A 15,834-nucleotide genomic window follows, 5' to 3' on the forward strand; every position below is an offset into this window, starting at 1 on the left:
AACCGGCCCCGCGCAGCAGGCGGAACCGCTGCCACAGCTCCGCCGCCAGCCCTTCGGCCGTGGCGCCCCCCTCCAGACCGGCACTCACCGCCACCCGGCGCAGGGCCACGCCGCTGGCGGCCAGCTGCCGCACCCGTTCGGCGAAGGCCTCCAGGCGTCCGGGCCGGGTGTGCAACTCCACCGCGTCCGGGGCCAGCTGAGCCAGCAGGGCCGCCACGGCGTCCGGCTCCAGCACCTGGCTGCGCTCCTCGATCAGCCCCAGGGGGCAGGCAGGCAGGCAGCGGCCGCAGCCGTAGCAGCGCTGCTCCAGCACCCCCCGCGCGTCGATGGCCAGGGCGGGGCAGACCCGCTCGCAGGGCCTCGGACAGGACGGCGGACAACGCTGCGGATCGAACCAGGCCTTGCGGAAATGGGGGTCGAGACCATCGCTGAGGCTGACCATCAGCCAGGGGCGCGCTGCGCCATGGGACTCCGCCCAGGCCAGGCCGCGCCGGGTGGCGGCCACCACGGCCGGATCGGCCGCCACATCGATGCAGTGCACCCCGGCCAGGGCATGAATGCCGGCCAGATCCTCGATCGCGGCCAGATCCTGGTTGCTGGCCCCGCCGATCAGCTTCACCCAGCAGCCGCGGGCCAGGGCCTGCTCCGGGTCCCGGGCCATGGCCGCCATGGGGTGCGCAACGGGGTGGGCCGATCCTGCCACCAGCAGGGAGCTCAGCCGGCCTGGGGCAGCTCCGGCGTCGCCTCGGGCTGGGCGAGCCCCAGGCGGCTCACCAGCCAGGGGGCCGTGAACCCCTGCAGGCCCACGGTCATCAGGATCGTCAGGAACACCAGCCCCTTGAGGGCGCCGCCGCCGGGCACCTCGGCCCGGTCGAGTTCAAGGGCGAAGAGGCTCACCACCGCCGCAGTGACGATGCCGCGAGGAGCGATCCAGCTGAGCAGCGCCTTCTCCTTCCAGTCGAGGCTGGGCAGCCCCAGGCCCGTGAGCTGGATCAGCGGCCAGCGCACCAGCATCAGGGCCACGACGCAACCCACGCCACCCAGGCCCAGCGGACTCAGTTCCGCCCAGGAGACATCGGCCGCCAGCAGGGGGAACAGCACGGTGATGGCCAGCATGGCCAGCTGGCGGATCAGCTCATCGAGCTGGGTGGCGGCCGCATCGAGGCGCAGCCCCACCACCACCCCGGCACTCACGGCGGCCGGCAGGCCCGATTGCGGCAGCAGCGCCTCACAGCCGCTGAACATCAGGAAGAGCACCCCCAGGGTCAGTTGCAACTCGAGGCCATTGGGCGCGGTCTGCCCCTCCCCGCCCCTGGCCGCCGCCACGGTGCCCAGGCGGCGCAGGGCCTCCGAGAGCAGCAGGCCGGCCAGGGCGCCGAGGGCCACCCCGCCCCCCAGGCGCAGAAGCAGCCGGGTGGCCACCTCCTGCCAGCCGCCCAGGTCGCCCAGGGTCACCTGGAGCAGCACCAGGCCGAGGACGGCGCTGATCGGTTCGAGGATCAGCCCTTCGGCCTCCAGCAACTGGCCCAGCTTCGGGGCCAGCCGCAGCTGGCGCACCATCGGCGTCACCACCGTGGGGCCGGTGGCCAGGGCAATCGCGCCATAAACCAGCGACAGCGACCAGGGCAGACCCGCCAGGGCATGGGCCAGCAGGGCAGCCACGGGCAGCCCCAGCACCAGGCGCACCAGCACCAGCTGCAGCACAGAACGCTGCAGGTCGCGGCCGGCCAGGCGCAGGTTGAGCCCGCCATCGAAGAGCACCAGGCTCACCAGCAGGCCCACCAACGGCTCCAGGCCGGCGCCGAGGTTCTCGGGATGGACGATGTCGAAGCCGGCATGGCCCGCCAGCAGGCCTATCCCGAGCAGCAGCACCACCGCGGGCTGGCCGGAGACCCAGGCCGTCGCCTGGGCGAGGGAGCCGGCGAAGAAGGCCGAACCCCAGATCAGTGCCAGCCGCTCACTCAACGCCCATGGAGTCCGCGGGACCGGCCCAGGCTATGGGGTGGACCCGGCTCAGGCAGGAACGAGCTGTTCCAGGGGCTGCCAGCGCAGGGCGCGGGCGCCGCCCATCTCCACCACCAGCTTCAGCCGCGGTTCGCGGCGGCAGAGGTCGCACAGGGCGGCGAGCTCAGAGCTGCTGAGCACCTGGCCCTCCAGCAGCCACAGCAGCACCGGCCCGTCGCCGGCCAGCTGGGGGCCCAGCAGGGGCATCACCCGTTGCACCTCGCCCACGGCCGCCGCCCGACCGACGCAGTGGTGGCCCAGGTGGGGCGGACGGATGCCATGCAGTTGAAGGAGATAGGCCTCCGGATCCCCGAGCCCGCGGGCGGAGGTGAGGTGGGCCCGGTAGCCGGCCGCCCGCAGCCGCCGCAGCAGGCGCGTTTCGGCGCCGCCCTCCAGGGGAACGAACAGGGCGAGGGCACCGCAGCGCTCCAACTCGGTGCGGAAACCACGGCCGGTCATCAGCAGAGGCATCGGGAGCGGCAGACGAATCGCCGGCTGAGTCTGGCAGCCGGTGAGGGGCCCGGGGGTGGTGGTGCACACCATGGGGTACTGTTGATTCTTGTGCTGATGATCTGTGCCCGTCCGCTAGCCGGGCCTCCAGAGAACAGCACGGGGTCCGTCAGTGGTGACGAACCCTTCCTGGCCCGTACGACTCCTGCAACGCATCGTCGTTGCCGTGACCGTCGGGATACTGCCCGAGGCCTCACCGCTTCCGGCAAGTCCCAGCCCGCTGATTCGCCTCGCTAGCCCCTGACCCTCGGGTCAATCTGCGATTCCACGAATTCAGCCCCCCGCCGCCCAGCGGGTCCTCCACGGATTTCGGGCCTTGGCCCTCAATCCATGGCGGCACGCCGCGGCCGTCCAGCTGGTGTTGTTCTCCCTCCCATGTCCATCGGCATTCTCGGGAAGAAGCTGGGTATGTCCCAGTTCTTCGACGAAGAAGGCAAATCCATTCCGGTCACCTTGATCGAAGCGGGTCCCTGCCGCATCACCCAACTCAAGAGCGAAGCCACCGACGGTTACACCGCGGTGCAGCTCGGCTTCGGCGAAACCCGCGAGAAGCTCGTCAACAAGCCCGCCAAGGGCCACCTGGCCAAATCCGGCGAGGCGCCCCTGCGGCACCTCAAGGAGTACCGGCTGGAGGCCATCGACGGTCTCGAACTGGGGGCCCCCGTCACCGTCGGTGACTTCAGCCCCGGCCAGAAGGTTGACGTCAGCGGCGACACGATCGGTCGCGGCTTCTCAGGCTTGCAGAAGCGCCACGGCTTCAGCCGCGGCCCCATGAGCCACGGCTCCAAGAACCACCGCGAGCCAGGCTCCATCGGTGCCGGCACCACCCCCGGTCGGGTGTATCCGGGCAAGCGGATGGCCGGCCGTTACGGCGGCAAGCAGATCACCACCCGCGGACTCACCATCCTCAAGGTGGATGCGGAACGCAATCTGCTCGTCGTGAAGGGCTCGGTTCCCGGCAAGCCCGGCGCCCTGCTCGACATCCGCCCGGCCCGGCGGGTGGGCTTCCCCGCAGCGAACTGAGGAGAACACCCATGACTGACTGTGTGATCCGCGACTGGCAAGGCAAGGAGAGCGGCAAGGCTCCCCTCGACCTCAAGGTCGCCAAGGAAACATCCGCCAACGGCCTGCTGCACAGGGCCGTGGTGCGCCAGCTGGCCCATGCCCGTCAGGGCACCGCCAGCACCCTCACCCGGGCCGAAGTGGCCGGTGGCGGCCGCAAGCCCTACAAGCAGAAAGGCACCGGCCGGGCCCGCCAGGGCTCGATCCGCACCCCCCTGCGGCCCGGCGGTGGCGTGATCTTCGGACCCAAGCCGCGCAGCTATGAGGTGGCGATGAACCGCAAGGAGCGTCGCCTGGCCCTGCGCACCGCCCTGATGAGCCGCGTCGCGGACATCACCGTGGTGAAGGGCTTCGGGGCCGGGCTCGACACCCCCAAAACCAAGGAGATCACCGCCGCCCTGTCCCGCTTCGGCATCGAGGCCGGCGACAAGGTGCTGCTGATCCTCGATGGCGCTTCCGAGGCGGTGACCCGCTCGGTGCGCAACCTCGAAAAGGTGAAGCTGATCGCCGCTGATCAGCTCAACGTGTTCGATCTGCTCCATGCCAACAAGCTGGTGCTCAGCGAAGAGGCACTGGCGAAGATTCAGGAGGTCTACGGCGATGTCTGAGCGTTTTGCAGGCCGGCTGGCGGATGTGATCCGTCGCCCGCTGATCACCGAGAAGGCCACCCGGGCCATCGAGATCAACCAGTACACCTTCGAGGTGGACCATCGGGCCGCCAAGCCCGACATCAAGGCGGCCGTCGAGCATCTGTTCGACGTCAAGGTCGTCGGCGTCAGCACCATGAATCCCCCCCGCCGCTCCCGTCGGGTGGGTCGCTTCGCCGGCAAACGCGCCCAGGTGAAGAAAGCGGTGGTGCGCCTTGCCGAAGGCAACGCCATCCAGTTGTTCCCTGAGTCCTGAGGGATCTGAAACGTCATGGCAATCCGTAAGTACAGACCCAACACTCCCGGCACCCGCACGCTGGTCGTCACCGACTTCAGCGACATCACGGGCAAGAACCGGGAACGGGGCCTGGTGGTGTCCAAGCACCGCCACAAGGGCCGCAACAACCGCGGCGTGATCACCTGCCGCCACCGCGGCGGTGGCCACAAGCGCCTCTACCGCATCGTCGACTTCCGTCGCGATAAGCACGGGGTGAGCGCCAAAGTGGCCGCGATCCACTACGACCCGCACCGCAACGCCCGTCTGGCGCTGCTCTATTACACCGACGGCGAGAAGCGCTACATCCTGGCTCCCGCCAACGTGGCCGTGGGCCAGAGCGTCATCTCTGGTCCGGATGCCCCGATTGAGAACGGCAACGCCCTTCCCCTTTCGGCCATCCCCCTGGGTTCGAGCGTGCACAACGTCGAGCTCTACGCCGGTCGCGGCGGCCAGATGGTGCGCACCGCCGGGGCCAGCGCCCAGGTGATGGCCAAGGAAGGCGACTACGTCGCCCTCAAGCTGCCCTCCACCGAGGTGCGGCTGGTGCGCCGGGAGTGCTACGCCACCCTCGGTGAGGTGGGCAACGCCGAACAGCGCAACACCAGCCTGGGCAAGGCCGGCCGCAAGCGCTGGCTGGGCCGCCGTCCGCAAGTGCGCGGCAGCGTGATGAACCCCTGCGACCACCCCCACGGGGGCGGCGAAGGCCGGGCACCGATCGGCCGCTCCGGTCCTGTCACGCCCTGGGGCAAACCTGCCCTGGGCCTCAAGACCCGCAAACGCAACAAGCCGAGCAACCGGTTCGTGCTGCGGAAACGACGCCGCACCTCCAAACGGAGCCGTGGCGGACGCGACTCCTGATGACCCACACCGCTCTGCTGTTCGCCTGATCCGCCATGGGACGCTCACTCAAAAAAGGCCCGTTCGTCGCCGACCACCTGCTTCGCAAGGTCGAGAAGCAGAACGCTGCCGACGACAAGACCGTGATCAAGACCTGGTCACGGGCCTCCACCATCCTGCCGATGATGATCGGCCACACGATTGCCGTTCACAACGGCAAGGCCCACGTGCCCGTCTACGTGACGGAGCAGATGGTGGGCCACAAGCTGGGCGAATTCGCCCCAACCCGCACATTCCGCGGTCACATCAAAGACAAGAAGGGAGGCCGCTGATCCGATGGCAACCACCACACCCGACACCCAGGCCCTGGCACACGGCCGCTTCATCCGCGGTTCCGTGTCGAAGGTTCGCCGGGTTCTCGATCAGATCCGGGGTCGCACCTACCGCGACGCCCTGATCATGCTCGAGTTCATGCCCTACCGCTCCACCGGCCCGATCACCAAGGTGCTCCGCTCCGCGGTCGCCAATGCCGAGCACAACCTCGGCCTCGATCCGGCGACCCTGGTCATCAGCCAGGCCACCGCCGACATGGGACCCTCCCTGAAGCGGTTCCGGCCCCGAGCCCAGGGCCGCGCCTTCGCCATCAAGAAACAGACCTGCCACATCAGCATTGCTGTGGCAGCGCCCACCGCCTGACCCCCGAGGACACCGCCCGATGGGACACAAGATCCATCCAACCGGCCTGCGCCTGGGGATCACCCAGGATCACCGCTCCCGCTGGTACGCCCCAAGCAAGACCTATCCCGTCCTCCTTCAGGAGGACGACCGGATCCGGTCGTTCATCAACAAGAAGTACGCCGCCGCCGGCATCAGCGACGTGCTGATCGCCCGTAAGGCCGACCAGCTCGAAGTGGAACTCAAGACCGCCCGTCCGGGCGTTCTCGTGGGCCGCCAGGGCAGTGGCATCGAGGAGCTGCGCACAGGCATCCAGAAGACCCTCGGCGACGCCCACCGTCAGGTGCGCATCAACGTGGTCGAGGTGGAGCGGGTCGACGCCGACGCCTTTCTGCTGGCCGAGTACATCGCCCAGCAGCTGGAGAAGCGGGTGGCCTTCCGGCGCGTCATGCGCATGGCGGTGCAACGCGCCCAACGGGCCGGTGTGCTGGGTCTGAAGCTCCAGGTGAGCGGCCGCCTCAACGGCGCCGAAATCGCCCGGACGGAGTGGACCCGCGAGGGTCGCGTGCCCCTGCACACGCTCCGCGCCGACATCGACTACGCCACCAAGGTGGCCACCACCACCTATGGGGTCCTGGGCATCAAGGTCTGGGTGTTCAAAGGGGAGGTGCTTCCCGGTCAGCAAGACCAGCTGCCCGTGGGTGGAGCACCGAAACGCCGCGCCAACCGCCGGCCGCAACAGTTCGAAGACCGCTCCAACGAGGAGTGATCAGGAGGCCTGAACCATGCTGAGTCCAAAACGCGTCAAGTTCCGAAAACAGCAGCGAGGCCGCATGCGCGGCACCGCCACGCGCGGCAACACGATCGCCTTCGGCGATTTCGCCCTGCAGGCCCAGGAGTGCGGGTGGATCACCTCCCGTCAGATCGAGGCCAGCCGCCGTGCCATGACCCGCTACGTCAAGCGGGGGGGCAAGATCTGGATCCGGATCTTCCCCGACAAACCCGTCACCATGCGGCCTGCCGAAACCCGCATGGGTTCCGGTAAGGGCAACCCGGAATTCTGGGTGGCCGTGATCAAGCCGGGCCGCATTCTCTTCGAGATGGGTGGCCCCGAGATCACGCCCGAAATCGCCAAGGAAGCCATGCGTCTGGCCCAGTACAAACTGCCGGTCAAGACGAAGTTCCTCGCCCTGGCCGATCAGGTGGCAGCCGCCCCCGAACCCGCCCTCGCCGTCGAGTCCTGACCATGGCCCGTCCCACCATCACCGATGTGCGTTCGCTCAGCGACGCCCAGATCGGCGAACAGATCGACGGCGTCCGCCGCGAACTGTTCGACCTCCGCTTCCAGCAGGCCACCCGCCGTCTGGAGCACCCGCACCGCTTCAAGGAGGCCCGCATCAAGCTGGCCCACCTGCTGACGGTGCAGGAGGAGCGTCAACGCTCCACCGTCGCCTCCTGATTCCCCCCTCGATCCCCATGGCACTCAAGGAAAGGGTCGGCACCGTCGTCAGCGACAAGATGGACAAAACGGTGGTGGTGGCGGTGGAAAACCGCTTCCCTCACCCCATCTATCAGAAGACCGTCCGCCGCACCACCCGCTACAAAGCCCACGACGAAGCCAACAGCTGCCGCGTGGGTGACCGGGTCCGCATCACCGAGACCCGTCCCCTCAGCCGCACCAAACGTTGGGCCGTGGCCGAAGTTCTCTCCACCACCAGCGCCGGCTGAGGAACCCCCCATGATTCAGCAGGAAACCTTCCTCAACGTCGCTGACAACAGCGGCGCCAAGCGCATCCAGTGCATCCGGGTGCTCGGCACCAACCGTCGCTACGCCCACGTGGGTGATGTGATCGTCGCCGCCGTCAAGGACGCGATGCCCAACATGGGCGTCAAGAAATCGGATGTGGTCAAGGCCGTGGTGGTGCGCACCCGGGCCACGCTGCGCCGCGACACCGGCAACGCCATCCGCTTCGACGACAACGCCGCCGTGATCCTCGGGAGCGACAACAACCCCAAGGGCACCCGCGTCTTCGGCCCGGTCGCCCGGGAGCTGCGCGAGCGCAACTTCACCAAGATCGTGTCCCTCGCCCCGGAGGTGATCTGACATGGCCGCCGCAACCCCCAAAGCCAGGCCCGTCCAGCGCATCAAGATGCGCATCCGCAAAGGTGACACCGTCCAGGTGATCGCCGGCAAGGACCGGGGCAAGACCGGCGAGGTGCTGCGCACCCTGCCCAACGAGAACCGTGTCGTGGTGCAGGGCATCAACCTGCGCACCCGCCACGTCAAACCCACCCAGGAAGGCGAGACGGGCCGCATCGTCACCGAGGAAGCGTCCCTGCACGCCTCCAACGTGATGCTGTACTCCACCGCCAACAAGGTCGCCAGCCGGGTGGAGATCGTCGTCCAGGACGACGGCAGCAAGAAGCGCCGCCTCAAGAAGACCGGGGAGGTGCTCGACTGACCGCCCCCCACCGCGTCACACCCCGCGACGCCCCCCCCGCTCCGCTTCCCTGCTCCCCTCCCCCGTCCGCCTTCTGACCACGTCCAGAAGCGCCCCCCCATCCCCCCGTCATGTCACTCAAACAGCGCTACCGGGAGACGATCCAGCCCAAGCTGCTGAAGGATCTCAACCTCTCCAACGTCCACGAGGTTCCCAAGGTGGTCAAGGTCACCGTCAACCGGGGCCTCGGTGAAGCCGCCCAGAACGCCAAGGCCCTCGAGGCCTCGATCACCGAACTGGCGACCATCACCGGTCAGAAGGTGGTGGTGACCCGCGCCAAAAAGGCCATCGCCGGCTTCAAGATCCGCCAGGGCATGCCGATCGGCGTGGCCGTCACCCTGCGGGGCGAGCGGATGTATGCCTTCCTGGAGCGTCTCATCCACCTGGCGCTGCCACGCATCCGCGACTTCCGCGGCGTCAGCCCCAAGAGCTTCGACGGCCGGGGCAACTACACCCTGGGGATCCGGGAGCAGATCATCTTCCCCGAGATCTCCTTCGACAAGATCGATGCCATCCGGGGGATGGACGTCACGATCGTGACCAACGCCCGTAACGACGAAGAGGGCCGGGCCCTCCTCCGCGAAATGGGAATGCCGTTCCGCAATACCTGAGCCCCCTCCCGGACACGACCATGGCCAACCACGACCCGATCTCAGACATGCTCACTCGCCTTCGCAACGCGAGTGAAAAGCGCCACGAGCGCACCAGGATTCCCGCCTCACGGCTTTCCCGCAGCATCGCCAACGTGCTGCAGCAGGAAGGCTTCATCGCCGCCATCGCCGAAGAAGGCGAAGGCGTGCAGCGCCAGCTGGTGCTTGAGCTGAAATACAGCGGCAAACACCGCCAGCCCACCATCCGCTCCGTGCAGCGGGTGAGCAAGCCCGGCCTGCGCATCTACAAGAACACCCGCCAGCTGCCCAAAGTGCTGGGCGGCCTCGGCGTGGCGATCATCTCCACCTCCCGGGGTGTGATGAGCGACCGTGATGCCCGCAAGCAGGGCGTCGGCGGCGAAGTGCTCTGCTACGTCTACTGATCCCAGGAGTTGTTCCATGTCTCGTATCGGTAAAGCCCCGATCCCCATTCCCGACAAGGTCACCGTCAGCCTCAATGGCCTGGCGGTCACCGTGAAGGGTCCCAAAGGGGAACTCAGCCGCGTTCTCCCGGAGGGCGTCAGCGTCAGCCAGGACGGCGGCATGGTGGTGGTGAGCCCCACCAGCACCCACCGTCGCTCCCGTGAGCGCCACGGCCTCAGCCGCACCCTCGTCGCCAACATGGTGGAAGGGGTCAGCCAGGGCTTCACCCGCAAGCTCGAGATCGTCGGCGTCGGCTACCGCGCCCAGGTCCAGGGGCGCAAGCTCGTGGTCAGCGCCGGCTACAGCCACCCTGTGGAGATGGTTCCCCCTGAAGGGGTCACCTTCTCGGTCGAGAACAACACCTCGGTCTTCGTCTCCGGCCCCGACAAGGAGCTGGTGGGCAACGAGGCGGCCAAGATCCGCGGCATTCGTCCCCCCGAGCCCTACAAGGGCAAGGGCATCAAGTACGAAGGTGAGCGGATTCTGCGCAAGGCCGGCAAGACCGGCAAGAAATGAGGTCTGCTCGAGCGTCATCCGTCTGATCCCCCATGTCTACCCTCTCCCGCAAACAGCAGACCCAGAAGCGTCACCGCCGCCTGCGTCGTCTGCTCTCCGGCACCGCCGCCCGTCCCAGGCTGGCCGTGTTCCGCTCCAACAATCACATCTACGCCCAGGTCATCGACGACGACGCCCAGAGCACCCTCTGCGCCGCGTCCACCCTCGACAAGGACCTGCGCACCAGCGTCCAGGCCAGCGCCACCTGTGACGCTTCCGTCGCGGTGGGCCAGCTCGTCGCCCAGCGCGCCCTCGCCAAGGGCATCCAGCAGGTGGTCTTCGATCGCGGCGGCAACCTGTACCACGGCAGGGTCAAGGCCCTTGCTGACGCCGCCCGGGAAGCGGGCCTTCAGTTCTGATCCCTGCTCTCACCATGACCGAAACCAACGACCAGATCCAGACCGGCGCCGTGCCTGCGGCCTCCGACATCCCCGCCGCTGCTGAAGGCCAGCAGGAGCAGCGCCGGGGCGGCGGCGGCGGCGGTGGCCGTGGCGATGCCAAGGGCGACCGCCGGGGCGGCGGCGGCCGCGGCCGTGACAACCGTCGCGGCCAGGAACGTGATTCCGAATGGCAGGAGCGGGTGGTGCAGATCCGCCGTGTCTCCAAGACCGTCAAGGGCGGCAAGAAGATGAGCTTCCGGGCCATCGTCGTTGTCGGTAACGAGCGCGGCCAGGTGGGCGTGGGTGTCGGCAAAGCCGGCGATGTCATCGGCGCTGTCCGCAAGGGCGTGGCCGACGGCAAGAAGCATCTGGTCAAGGTGCCCCTCACCCGCACCAGCTCGATCCCCACCCTCAGCAACGGCCGCGACGGTGCCGCCAGCGTGCTGATCCGGCCGGCTGCCCCCGGTACCGGGGTGATCGCGGGCGGTTCGATCCGCACCGTGCTCGAACTGGCCGGCATCAAGAACGTGCTGGCGAAGCGGCTGGGCTCCAAGACCCCGCTCAACAACGCCCGCGCCGCCATGCAGGCCCTCGAAGGCCTGCGCACCCACAAGGAGACCGCCAAGGAGCGGGGCATCTCCCTCGAGCAGATTTACTCCTGAGGCCCGCCATGACGTCCTTCTCACTCAACAACCTCCAGCCCCAGAAGGGGTCCCGCAAGCGCAAGCTGCGCAAGGGTCGCGGCATCGCCGCCGGCCAGGGCGCCAGCTGCGGCTTCGGCATGCGCGGCCAGAAGTCCCGCTCCGGCAGCCCCACCCGCCCCGGCTTCGAGGGTGGCCAGATGCCCCTCTACCGCCGGATCCCGAAGCTCAAGCACTTCCCGGTCATCAACCCCACCCACTACACCGTGATCAACGTGTCACGGCTGGGTGAGCTGAAGGCGGGCAGCACCGTCAGCCTCGACTCCCTGGAGCAGGCGGGCCTGGTCACCAGCCCCCGCTACCCGCTCAAGGTGCTCGGCAACGGCGAACTCACGGTGAAACTGACGGTCCAGGCCGCCGCCTTCACCGCTTCCGCCCGCGCCAAGATCGAAGCCGCCGGCGGCAGCTGCGAGATCATCGACTGAGCCCGGGCCGTTGCCCTGCCTCCAGCCCGGAGCCGTCTGCCCGTAGCCTTGTGCTGCGGCAGGCGGCTCCGGTCGTATCGACCCGTTCCCCCCACTCCCGTCATCACCATGCTCCTCAGCAGGGGGCGCAATCCGAGCGCCGCTGAAATCCTCGTCCAGCTGGTCCAGTCGAAGGGCCTGAGGGATCGGGTGCTCACCACCCTGGGCCTGCTGCTGCTGGTGCGACTCGGCATCTACATCCCGGTGCCCGGCATCGACCGGGTCGCCTTCCAGGACTTCATCCGCCAGGGGGGCCAGCTGATCGGCTTCCTGGACATCTTCACCGGCGGCGGCCTGTCCACCCTGGGCGTGTTCGCCCTGGGCATCCTGCCCTTCATCAATGCCTCGATCATCATCCAGCTGATGACGGCGGCCCTGCCCCAGCTCGAGGAGCTGCAGAAGAACGAAGGCGAGGCCGGCCGGCGCAAGCTGGCCCAGATCACCCGCTACGTGGCCCTGGGCTGGGGCATCCTGCAAAGCATCGTCTTTGCCCTGATCCTGCGCCAGTACGCCCTGCCGGGCCTGCCTGACTGGCTGTTCGTCGTCCAGACGAGCCTGGCCCTGGTCACCGGTTCGATGGTGGTGATGTGGATCAGTGAAGTGATCACCGAACGGGGCATCGGCCAGGGGGCCTCCCTGGTGATCTTCATCAACATCGTGGCCACCCTGCCCAAGGCCCTGGGCTCCACCATTCAGCTGGCCCAGAGCGGTGACCGGGCCACGGTGGGTGGCATCGTCGTGCTGGTGCTCGTCTTCCTGGTGACGATCGTGGGGATCATCTTCCTGCAGGAAGGGAGCCGCCGCATCCCGATCGTGAGCGCCAAGCGCCAGGTGGGCGGCGCCAGCACCCTGGCGTCCCGCCAGAGCTACCTGCCCCTGAAGCTCAACGCCGGCGGCGTGATGCCGATCATCTTCGCCTCGGCGGTGGTCTTCCTGCCACTCACCATCGCCAACCTCACCAAGAGCCCCTGGCTGATCCGGGTGGCGGGCTACCTCAACCCCACCAGCAGCACCCCCTGGGTCTATGCCGTGGTCTATTTCGCCCTGATCTGCGGCTTCGCCTTCTTCTACGCCTCCCTGACCGTCAACCCGGTGGACATCGCCACCAACCTGAAGCGCTCCGGCGTCGCCATCCCCGGCGTGCGTCCCGGCTCTGCTACTGCCGACTACCTCTCGGGGGTGTCCAACCGGCTCACCCTGCTGGGGGGCCTGTTCCTGGGCGCCATCGCGATCATTCCCTCGGCCGTGGAAGGTGCCACCCAGGTGCGCACTTTCCAGGGCCTGGGGGCCACTTCCCTGCTGATCCTGGTGGGCGTGGCCATTGACACCGCCAAGCAGGTGCAGACCTACGTGATCTCCCAGCGCTACGAAGGGCTGGTCCGGCAGTAGGCCCCTTTCCCCCGTCTTCTCTCCCATGAAACAGCGACTCCTCTTCCTTGGCCCCCCCGGCGCCGGCAAGGGCACCCAGGCCGAACTCCTGGCCGAACGCCACCAGCTGCTGCATCTCTCCACCGGCGAGCTGTTGCGGGCGGAGGTCAAGGCCGGCAGCGCCCTGGGCCAGGAGGCGGAAGCGGTGATGGCCCGCGGCGAGCTGGTCAGCGATGCCCTGGTGCTGGCGATCGTGCGCCACCGTCTGGAAAGCCACCAGGGGGGCTGGCTGCTGGATGGGTTCCCCCGCAACCTGGCCCAGGCCGAGGCCCTCGACGGCCTGCTGGCCGAGCTTGACCAGCGCATCGAACGGGTGCTGCTGCTGGAGCTGGAGGACGGGGTGCTGATCCAGCGCCTGCTCTCCCGCGGCCGGGCCGACGACAACGAAGCGGTGATCCGCAACCGCCTGGTGGTGTACCAGGAGCAGACCGCCCCCCTGATCGACCACTACCGCAACCTGGGCCTGCTCCACAGCGTGGAGGCCTCCGGCACGGTGGCGGAGATCGGAGAAAGGGTCGTCGCCGCCCTTGTTGACTGATGTGATAAGGTAGCTGTTTGCAAATTCGGAGAGCACAACGCCCATGAAGGTGCGTGCCTCAGTCAAGAAAATGTGCGACAAATGCCGGGTGATCCGTCGCCACGGCAGGGTCATGGTGATCTGCACCAACCCGAAGCACAAGCAGCGTCAGGGTTGACCCCCCACGCTTTCACGGCGGCCGCCTTCGGCCGCCACCCCCATTGCCCTCTGATCGTTTCCTGACGTGGCTCGGATCGCCGGTGTCGATATCCCTCGTGACAAGAGGGTTGAGATCTCACTCACTTACGTGTACGGGATCGGGCTCACCAGGGCCCGCAAGATTCTCGCCAAATCGGGGGTCAGCCCCGACATCCGGGTGAAGGACCTCAGTGATGGCGACGTGCAGAAGCTGCGCGGCGCCGCCGATTCCTTCGTCCTCGAGGGCGACCTGCGCCGTGAAGAGGGCATGGCCCTCAAGCGCCTGCAGGACATCGGCTGCCTGCGGGGTCGCCGCCATCGCATGGGCCTGCCCGTGCGCGGTCAGCGCACCCGCACCAACGCCCGCACCCGCCGCGGCGCCCGCAAGACCGTGGCCGGCAAGAAGAAGTGAGGTCCGGGCCTCCGGGCCCGTTCCCCATTCCTTGCCTGCCCCATTCCCCGGCCGGTGGCCCCTCGCGGCAGCCACCGGGCCCCAGTCCCGCCGCCCTCCTCTCCCGGAGGTCGTCACCGGGGCTTCCCCCCAGTCCTTTGATCACCTCCCTGCTCCAGCAGGGCCACCGCCATGGCCAAACCAGCCAAGAAGACAGGCCCCAAGAAGGCCAAGCGCAATGTGCCCAACGGGGTCGCGCACATCCAGAGCACCTTCAACAACACGATCGTCTCCATCACCGATACCGCCGGTGAAGTGGTGAGCTGGTCGTCGGCCGGCGCCAGCGGCTTCAAGGGAGCCCGCAAGGGCACCCCCTTCGCCGCCCAGACCGCCGCCGAAGCGGCCGCCCGCCGGGCCCTCGAGCAGGGCATGCGCCAGATCGAAGTGCTGGTGCGCGGTCCCGGCTCCGGACGCGAAACCGCCATCCGGGCCCTGCAGGTGGCCGGTCTCGAGATCACCCTGATCCGCGACGTCACCCCCCTGCCCCATAACGGTTGCCGCCGGGCCAAGCGCCGCCGGGTCTGAGCCGTACGGACTCCTCCGGCCTCTCAGCCGACACCCCAGGGCCGCTGTTGCGGCCACCTTCCCTTTCTCACCTCCTCAGACCGTGTTGCACTACCAGATCGATCGGGTCGAGCACCAGGTCGCCGACGACCGTTCCCAGACGGGCGTCTTCCTGATCGGCCCCCTGGATCGGGGCCAGGCGACCACCCTCGGCAACGCCCTGCGGCGCGTGTTGATCGGTGGTCTCGAAGGAAGCGCCATCACGGCGGTGCGTCTCTCCGGGGTCAACCACGAATACGCCACGGTGCCCGGTGTGCGCGAGGACGTGCTCGACATCCTGCTCAACTGCAAGTCGGTTCCCGTCAACAGCCGCAGCCGTGATCTCGAGATCGGCCGCCTGATGGTCAACGGCCCGGCCCGGGTCACCGCTTCGGATCTTCAGTTCTCCCCCCAGGTGCAGGTCATCGACGGCGATCGGGAGATCGCCACCGTGGCCGAGGGCCACAGCCTGGAGATGGAGGTCCATGTGGAGCGCGGCATCGGCTACCGGCCGGTGGATCGCCACAACGAGGACACCGCCGCCATCGACCTGCTCCAGATCGACGCGGTCTTCATGCCTGTCCGTCGGGTCAACTACACCGTCGATGAAACCGCGGTCGGCGAAGGAGGCTCGGCCCACGAGCGCCTGCGCATCGAGATCGAGACCAACGGCAGCGTCACCCCTGACGACGCCATGGCCCAGGCGGCCAACCAGCTGATGGAGCTGTTCCAGCCCCTGGCCACCCTCACCATGACCGAGGAGCCCGGCCTGGAACCCGAGCCTTCGGCCGAGGCCCAGATCCCCCTGGAGGAGCTGAACCTCTCCGTCCGCGCCTACAACTGCCTGAAGCGCGCCCAGGTCAACTCCGTCTCCGACCTCATGGGCTTCAGCTACGAAGACCTCCTGGAGATCAAGAACTTCGGATCCAAGTCCGCCGACGAGGTGATCGAGGCCCTCGAGAGGATCGGCATCTCCCTGCCCCAGAGCCGCACCAGCGGCTGAAAGGCGGT

The 15,834-nt window shown here is 68.1% G+C and carries 27 protein-coding genes; 24 read left to right on the plus strand and 3 right to left on the minus strand.

Going from position 1 to position 15,834, the window contains the following annotated elements; translation table 11 throughout:
• The 3 genes from VB739_RS08600 to VB739_RS08610 all read right to left on the minus strand — a co-directional run.
• The coding region (locus VB739_RS08600) for an LdpA C-terminal domain-containing domain (protein WP_416233314.1) at window positions 1-661 on the minus strand (661 nt) is incomplete at its 3' end.
• A 53-nt stretch (window positions 662-714) separates the two neighbouring features.
• On the minus strand, window positions 715-1,965 hold the full coding sequence (locus VB739_RS08605) for a sodium:proton antiporter (RefSeq protein WP_323356686.1): 1,251 nt from the start codon (window positions 1,963-1,965) through the stop codon (window positions 715-717).
• 48 nt (window positions 1,966-2,013) lie between these two features.
• Window positions 2,014-2,475, minus strand: a complete 462-nt coding sequence (locus VB739_RS08610; RefSeq protein ID WP_323356713.1) for an NAD(P)H-quinone oxidoreductase subunit N — start codon at window positions 2,473-2,475, stop codon at window positions 2,014-2,016.
• Between the two features lie 414 nt (window positions 2,476-2,889).
• Between VB739_RS08610 and rplC the strand changes: the two genes are divergently transcribed.
• The 24 genes from rplC to VB739_RS08730 all read left to right on the plus strand — a co-directional run bounded on the left by rplC (window position 2,890) and on the right by VB739_RS08730 (window position 15,826).
• Entirely contained in the window at window positions 2,890-3,537 is a 648-nt protein-coding gene (gene rplC / locus VB739_RS08615; protein ID WP_323356687.1) for a 50S ribosomal protein L3, read from the plus strand.
• Between the two features lie 11 nt (window positions 3,538-3,548).
• Window positions 3,549-4,184, plus strand: a complete 636-nt coding sequence (gene rplD, locus VB739_RS08620; protein WP_323356688.1) for a 50S ribosomal protein L4 — start codon at window positions 3,549-3,551, stop codon at window positions 4,182-4,184.
• Complete coding sequence (locus tag VB739_RS08625; RefSeq protein WP_094586023.1) at window positions 4,177-4,479, plus strand: 50S ribosomal protein L23; 303 nt, start codon at window positions 4,177-4,179, stop codon at window positions 4,477-4,479. Before rplD ends, VB739_RS08625 begins: the two co-directional genes overlap by 8 nt.
• Window positions 4,480-4,494: 15 nt before the next feature.
• Entirely contained in the window at window positions 4,495-5,358 is an 864-nt protein-coding gene (rplB, locus tag VB739_RS08630) for a 50S ribosomal protein L2 (RefSeq protein ID WP_323356689.1), read from the plus strand.
• 35 nt (window positions 5,359-5,393) lie between these two features.
• Complete coding sequence (rpsS, locus tag VB739_RS08635; protein ID WP_015109404.1) at window positions 5,394-5,669, plus strand: 30S ribosomal protein S19; 276 nt, start codon at window positions 5,394-5,396, stop codon at window positions 5,667-5,669.
• Between the two features lie 4 nt (window positions 5,670-5,673).
• A complete protein-coding gene (rplV, locus tag VB739_RS08640) occupies window positions 5,674-6,033 on the plus strand; it encodes a 50S ribosomal protein L22 (protein WP_259723514.1) in 360 nt (119 codons plus the stop codon).
• Window positions 6,034-6,052: 19 nt separating this feature from the next.
• Entirely contained in the window at window positions 6,053-6,781 is a 729-nt protein-coding gene (gene rpsC, locus VB739_RS08645; protein ID WP_015109406.1) for a 30S ribosomal protein S3, read from the plus strand.
• Window positions 6,782-6,797: 16 nt separating this feature from the next.
• On the plus strand, window positions 6,798-7,256 hold the full coding sequence (gene rplP, locus VB739_RS08650; protein ID WP_323356690.1) for a 50S ribosomal protein L16: 459 nt from the start codon (window positions 6,798-6,800) through the stop codon (window positions 7,254-7,256).
• 2 nt (window positions 7,257-7,258) lie between these two features.
• Window positions 7,259-7,471, plus strand: coding sequence for a 50S ribosomal protein L29 (rpmC, locus tag VB739_RS08655; protein WP_254965012.1), 213 nt, complete (start codon window positions 7,259-7,261; stop codon window positions 7,469-7,471).
• A 17-nt stretch (window positions 7,472-7,488) separates the two neighbouring features.
• Window positions 7,489-7,740, plus strand: a complete 252-nt coding sequence (rpsQ, locus tag VB739_RS08660; protein WP_015109409.1) for a 30S ribosomal protein S17 — start codon at window positions 7,489-7,491, stop codon at window positions 7,738-7,740.
• A 10-nt stretch (window positions 7,741-7,750) separates the two neighbouring features.
• The gene (gene rplN / locus VB739_RS08665) at window positions 7,751-8,116 is read left to right on the plus strand and encodes a 50S ribosomal protein L14 (protein WP_323356691.1); all 366 of its coding nucleotides are present in this window, start codon (window positions 7,751-7,753) and stop codon (window positions 8,114-8,116) included.
• A gap of 1 nt (window position 8,117) precedes the next feature.
• Entirely contained in the window at window positions 8,118-8,474 is a 357-nt protein-coding gene (rplX, locus tag VB739_RS08670) for a 50S ribosomal protein L24 (protein WP_323356692.1), read from the plus strand.
• A gap of 110 nt (window positions 8,475-8,584) precedes the next feature.
• The gene (gene rplE / locus VB739_RS08675) at window positions 8,585-9,124 is read left to right on the plus strand and encodes a 50S ribosomal protein L5 (protein WP_015109412.1); all 540 of its coding nucleotides are present in this window, start codon (window positions 8,585-8,587) and stop codon (window positions 9,122-9,124) included.
• A 20-nt stretch (window positions 9,125-9,144) separates the two neighbouring features.
• A complete protein-coding gene (gene rpsH / locus VB739_RS08680; protein WP_216910427.1) occupies window positions 9,145-9,546 on the plus strand; it encodes a 30S ribosomal protein S8 in 402 nt (133 codons plus the stop codon).
• Window positions 9,547-9,562: 16 nt separating this feature from the next.
• Window positions 9,563-10,102 (plus strand): 50S ribosomal protein L6, encoded by a 540-nt coding sequence (gene rplF, locus VB739_RS08685; RefSeq protein ID WP_323356693.1) that lies wholly within the window; start codon window positions 9,563-9,565, stop codon window positions 10,100-10,102.
• A gap of 32 nt (window positions 10,103-10,134) precedes the next feature.
• Entirely contained in the window at window positions 10,135-10,500 is a 366-nt protein-coding gene (gene rplR, locus VB739_RS08690) for a 50S ribosomal protein L18 (protein ID WP_323356694.1), read from the plus strand.
• A 14-nt stretch (window positions 10,501-10,514) separates the two neighbouring features.
• Window positions 10,515-11,183, plus strand: coding sequence for a 30S ribosomal protein S5 (gene rpsE, locus VB739_RS08695; protein ID WP_323356695.1), 669 nt, complete (start codon window positions 10,515-10,517; stop codon window positions 11,181-11,183).
• Between the two features lie 8 nt (window positions 11,184-11,191).
• A complete protein-coding gene (gene rplO, locus VB739_RS08700; protein WP_216910421.1) occupies window positions 11,192-11,647 on the plus strand; it encodes a 50S ribosomal protein L15 in 456 nt (151 codons plus the stop codon).
• Window positions 11,648-11,755: 108 nt separating this feature from the next.
• Window positions 11,756-13,075 (plus strand): preprotein translocase subunit SecY, encoded by a 1,320-nt coding sequence (secY, locus tag VB739_RS08705; RefSeq protein WP_323356696.1) that lies wholly within the window; start codon window positions 11,756-11,758, stop codon window positions 13,073-13,075.
• A gap of 25 nt (window positions 13,076-13,100) precedes the next feature.
• Window positions 13,101-13,652 (plus strand): adenylate kinase, encoded by a 552-nt coding sequence (locus VB739_RS08710; protein ID WP_323356697.1) that lies wholly within the window; start codon window positions 13,101-13,103, stop codon window positions 13,650-13,652.
• Between the two features lie 43 nt (window positions 13,653-13,695).
• On the plus strand, window positions 13,696-13,809 hold the full coding sequence (gene rpmJ / locus VB739_RS08715; protein WP_006173336.1) for a 50S ribosomal protein L36: 114 nt from the start codon (window positions 13,696-13,698) through the stop codon (window positions 13,807-13,809).
• Window positions 13,810-13,875: 66 nt separating this feature from the next.
• Window positions 13,876-14,241, plus strand: coding sequence for a 30S ribosomal protein S13 (rpsM, locus tag VB739_RS08720; protein ID WP_094586010.1), 366 nt, complete (start codon window positions 13,876-13,878; stop codon window positions 14,239-14,241).
• 171 nt (window positions 14,242-14,412) lie between these two features.
• Window positions 14,413-14,805 (plus strand): 30S ribosomal protein S11, encoded by a 393-nt coding sequence (gene rpsK / locus VB739_RS08725; protein WP_094586009.1) that lies wholly within the window; start codon window positions 14,413-14,415, stop codon window positions 14,803-14,805.
• Window positions 14,806-14,887: 82 nt separating this feature from the next.
• Complete coding sequence (locus tag VB739_RS08730; protein WP_216910418.1) at window positions 14,888-15,826, plus strand: DNA-directed RNA polymerase subunit alpha; 939 nt, start codon at window positions 14,888-14,890, stop codon at window positions 15,824-15,826.
• Window positions 15,827-15,834 lie beyond the last annotated feature (8 nt).

Origin of the sequence: Cyanobium gracile UHCC 0281 (assembly GCF_034931305.1) — a bacterium.
In the GTDB taxonomy this organism is placed as follows: domain Bacteria; phylum Cyanobacteriota; class Cyanobacteriia; order PCC-6307; family Cyanobiaceae; genus Cyanobium; species Cyanobium gracile_A.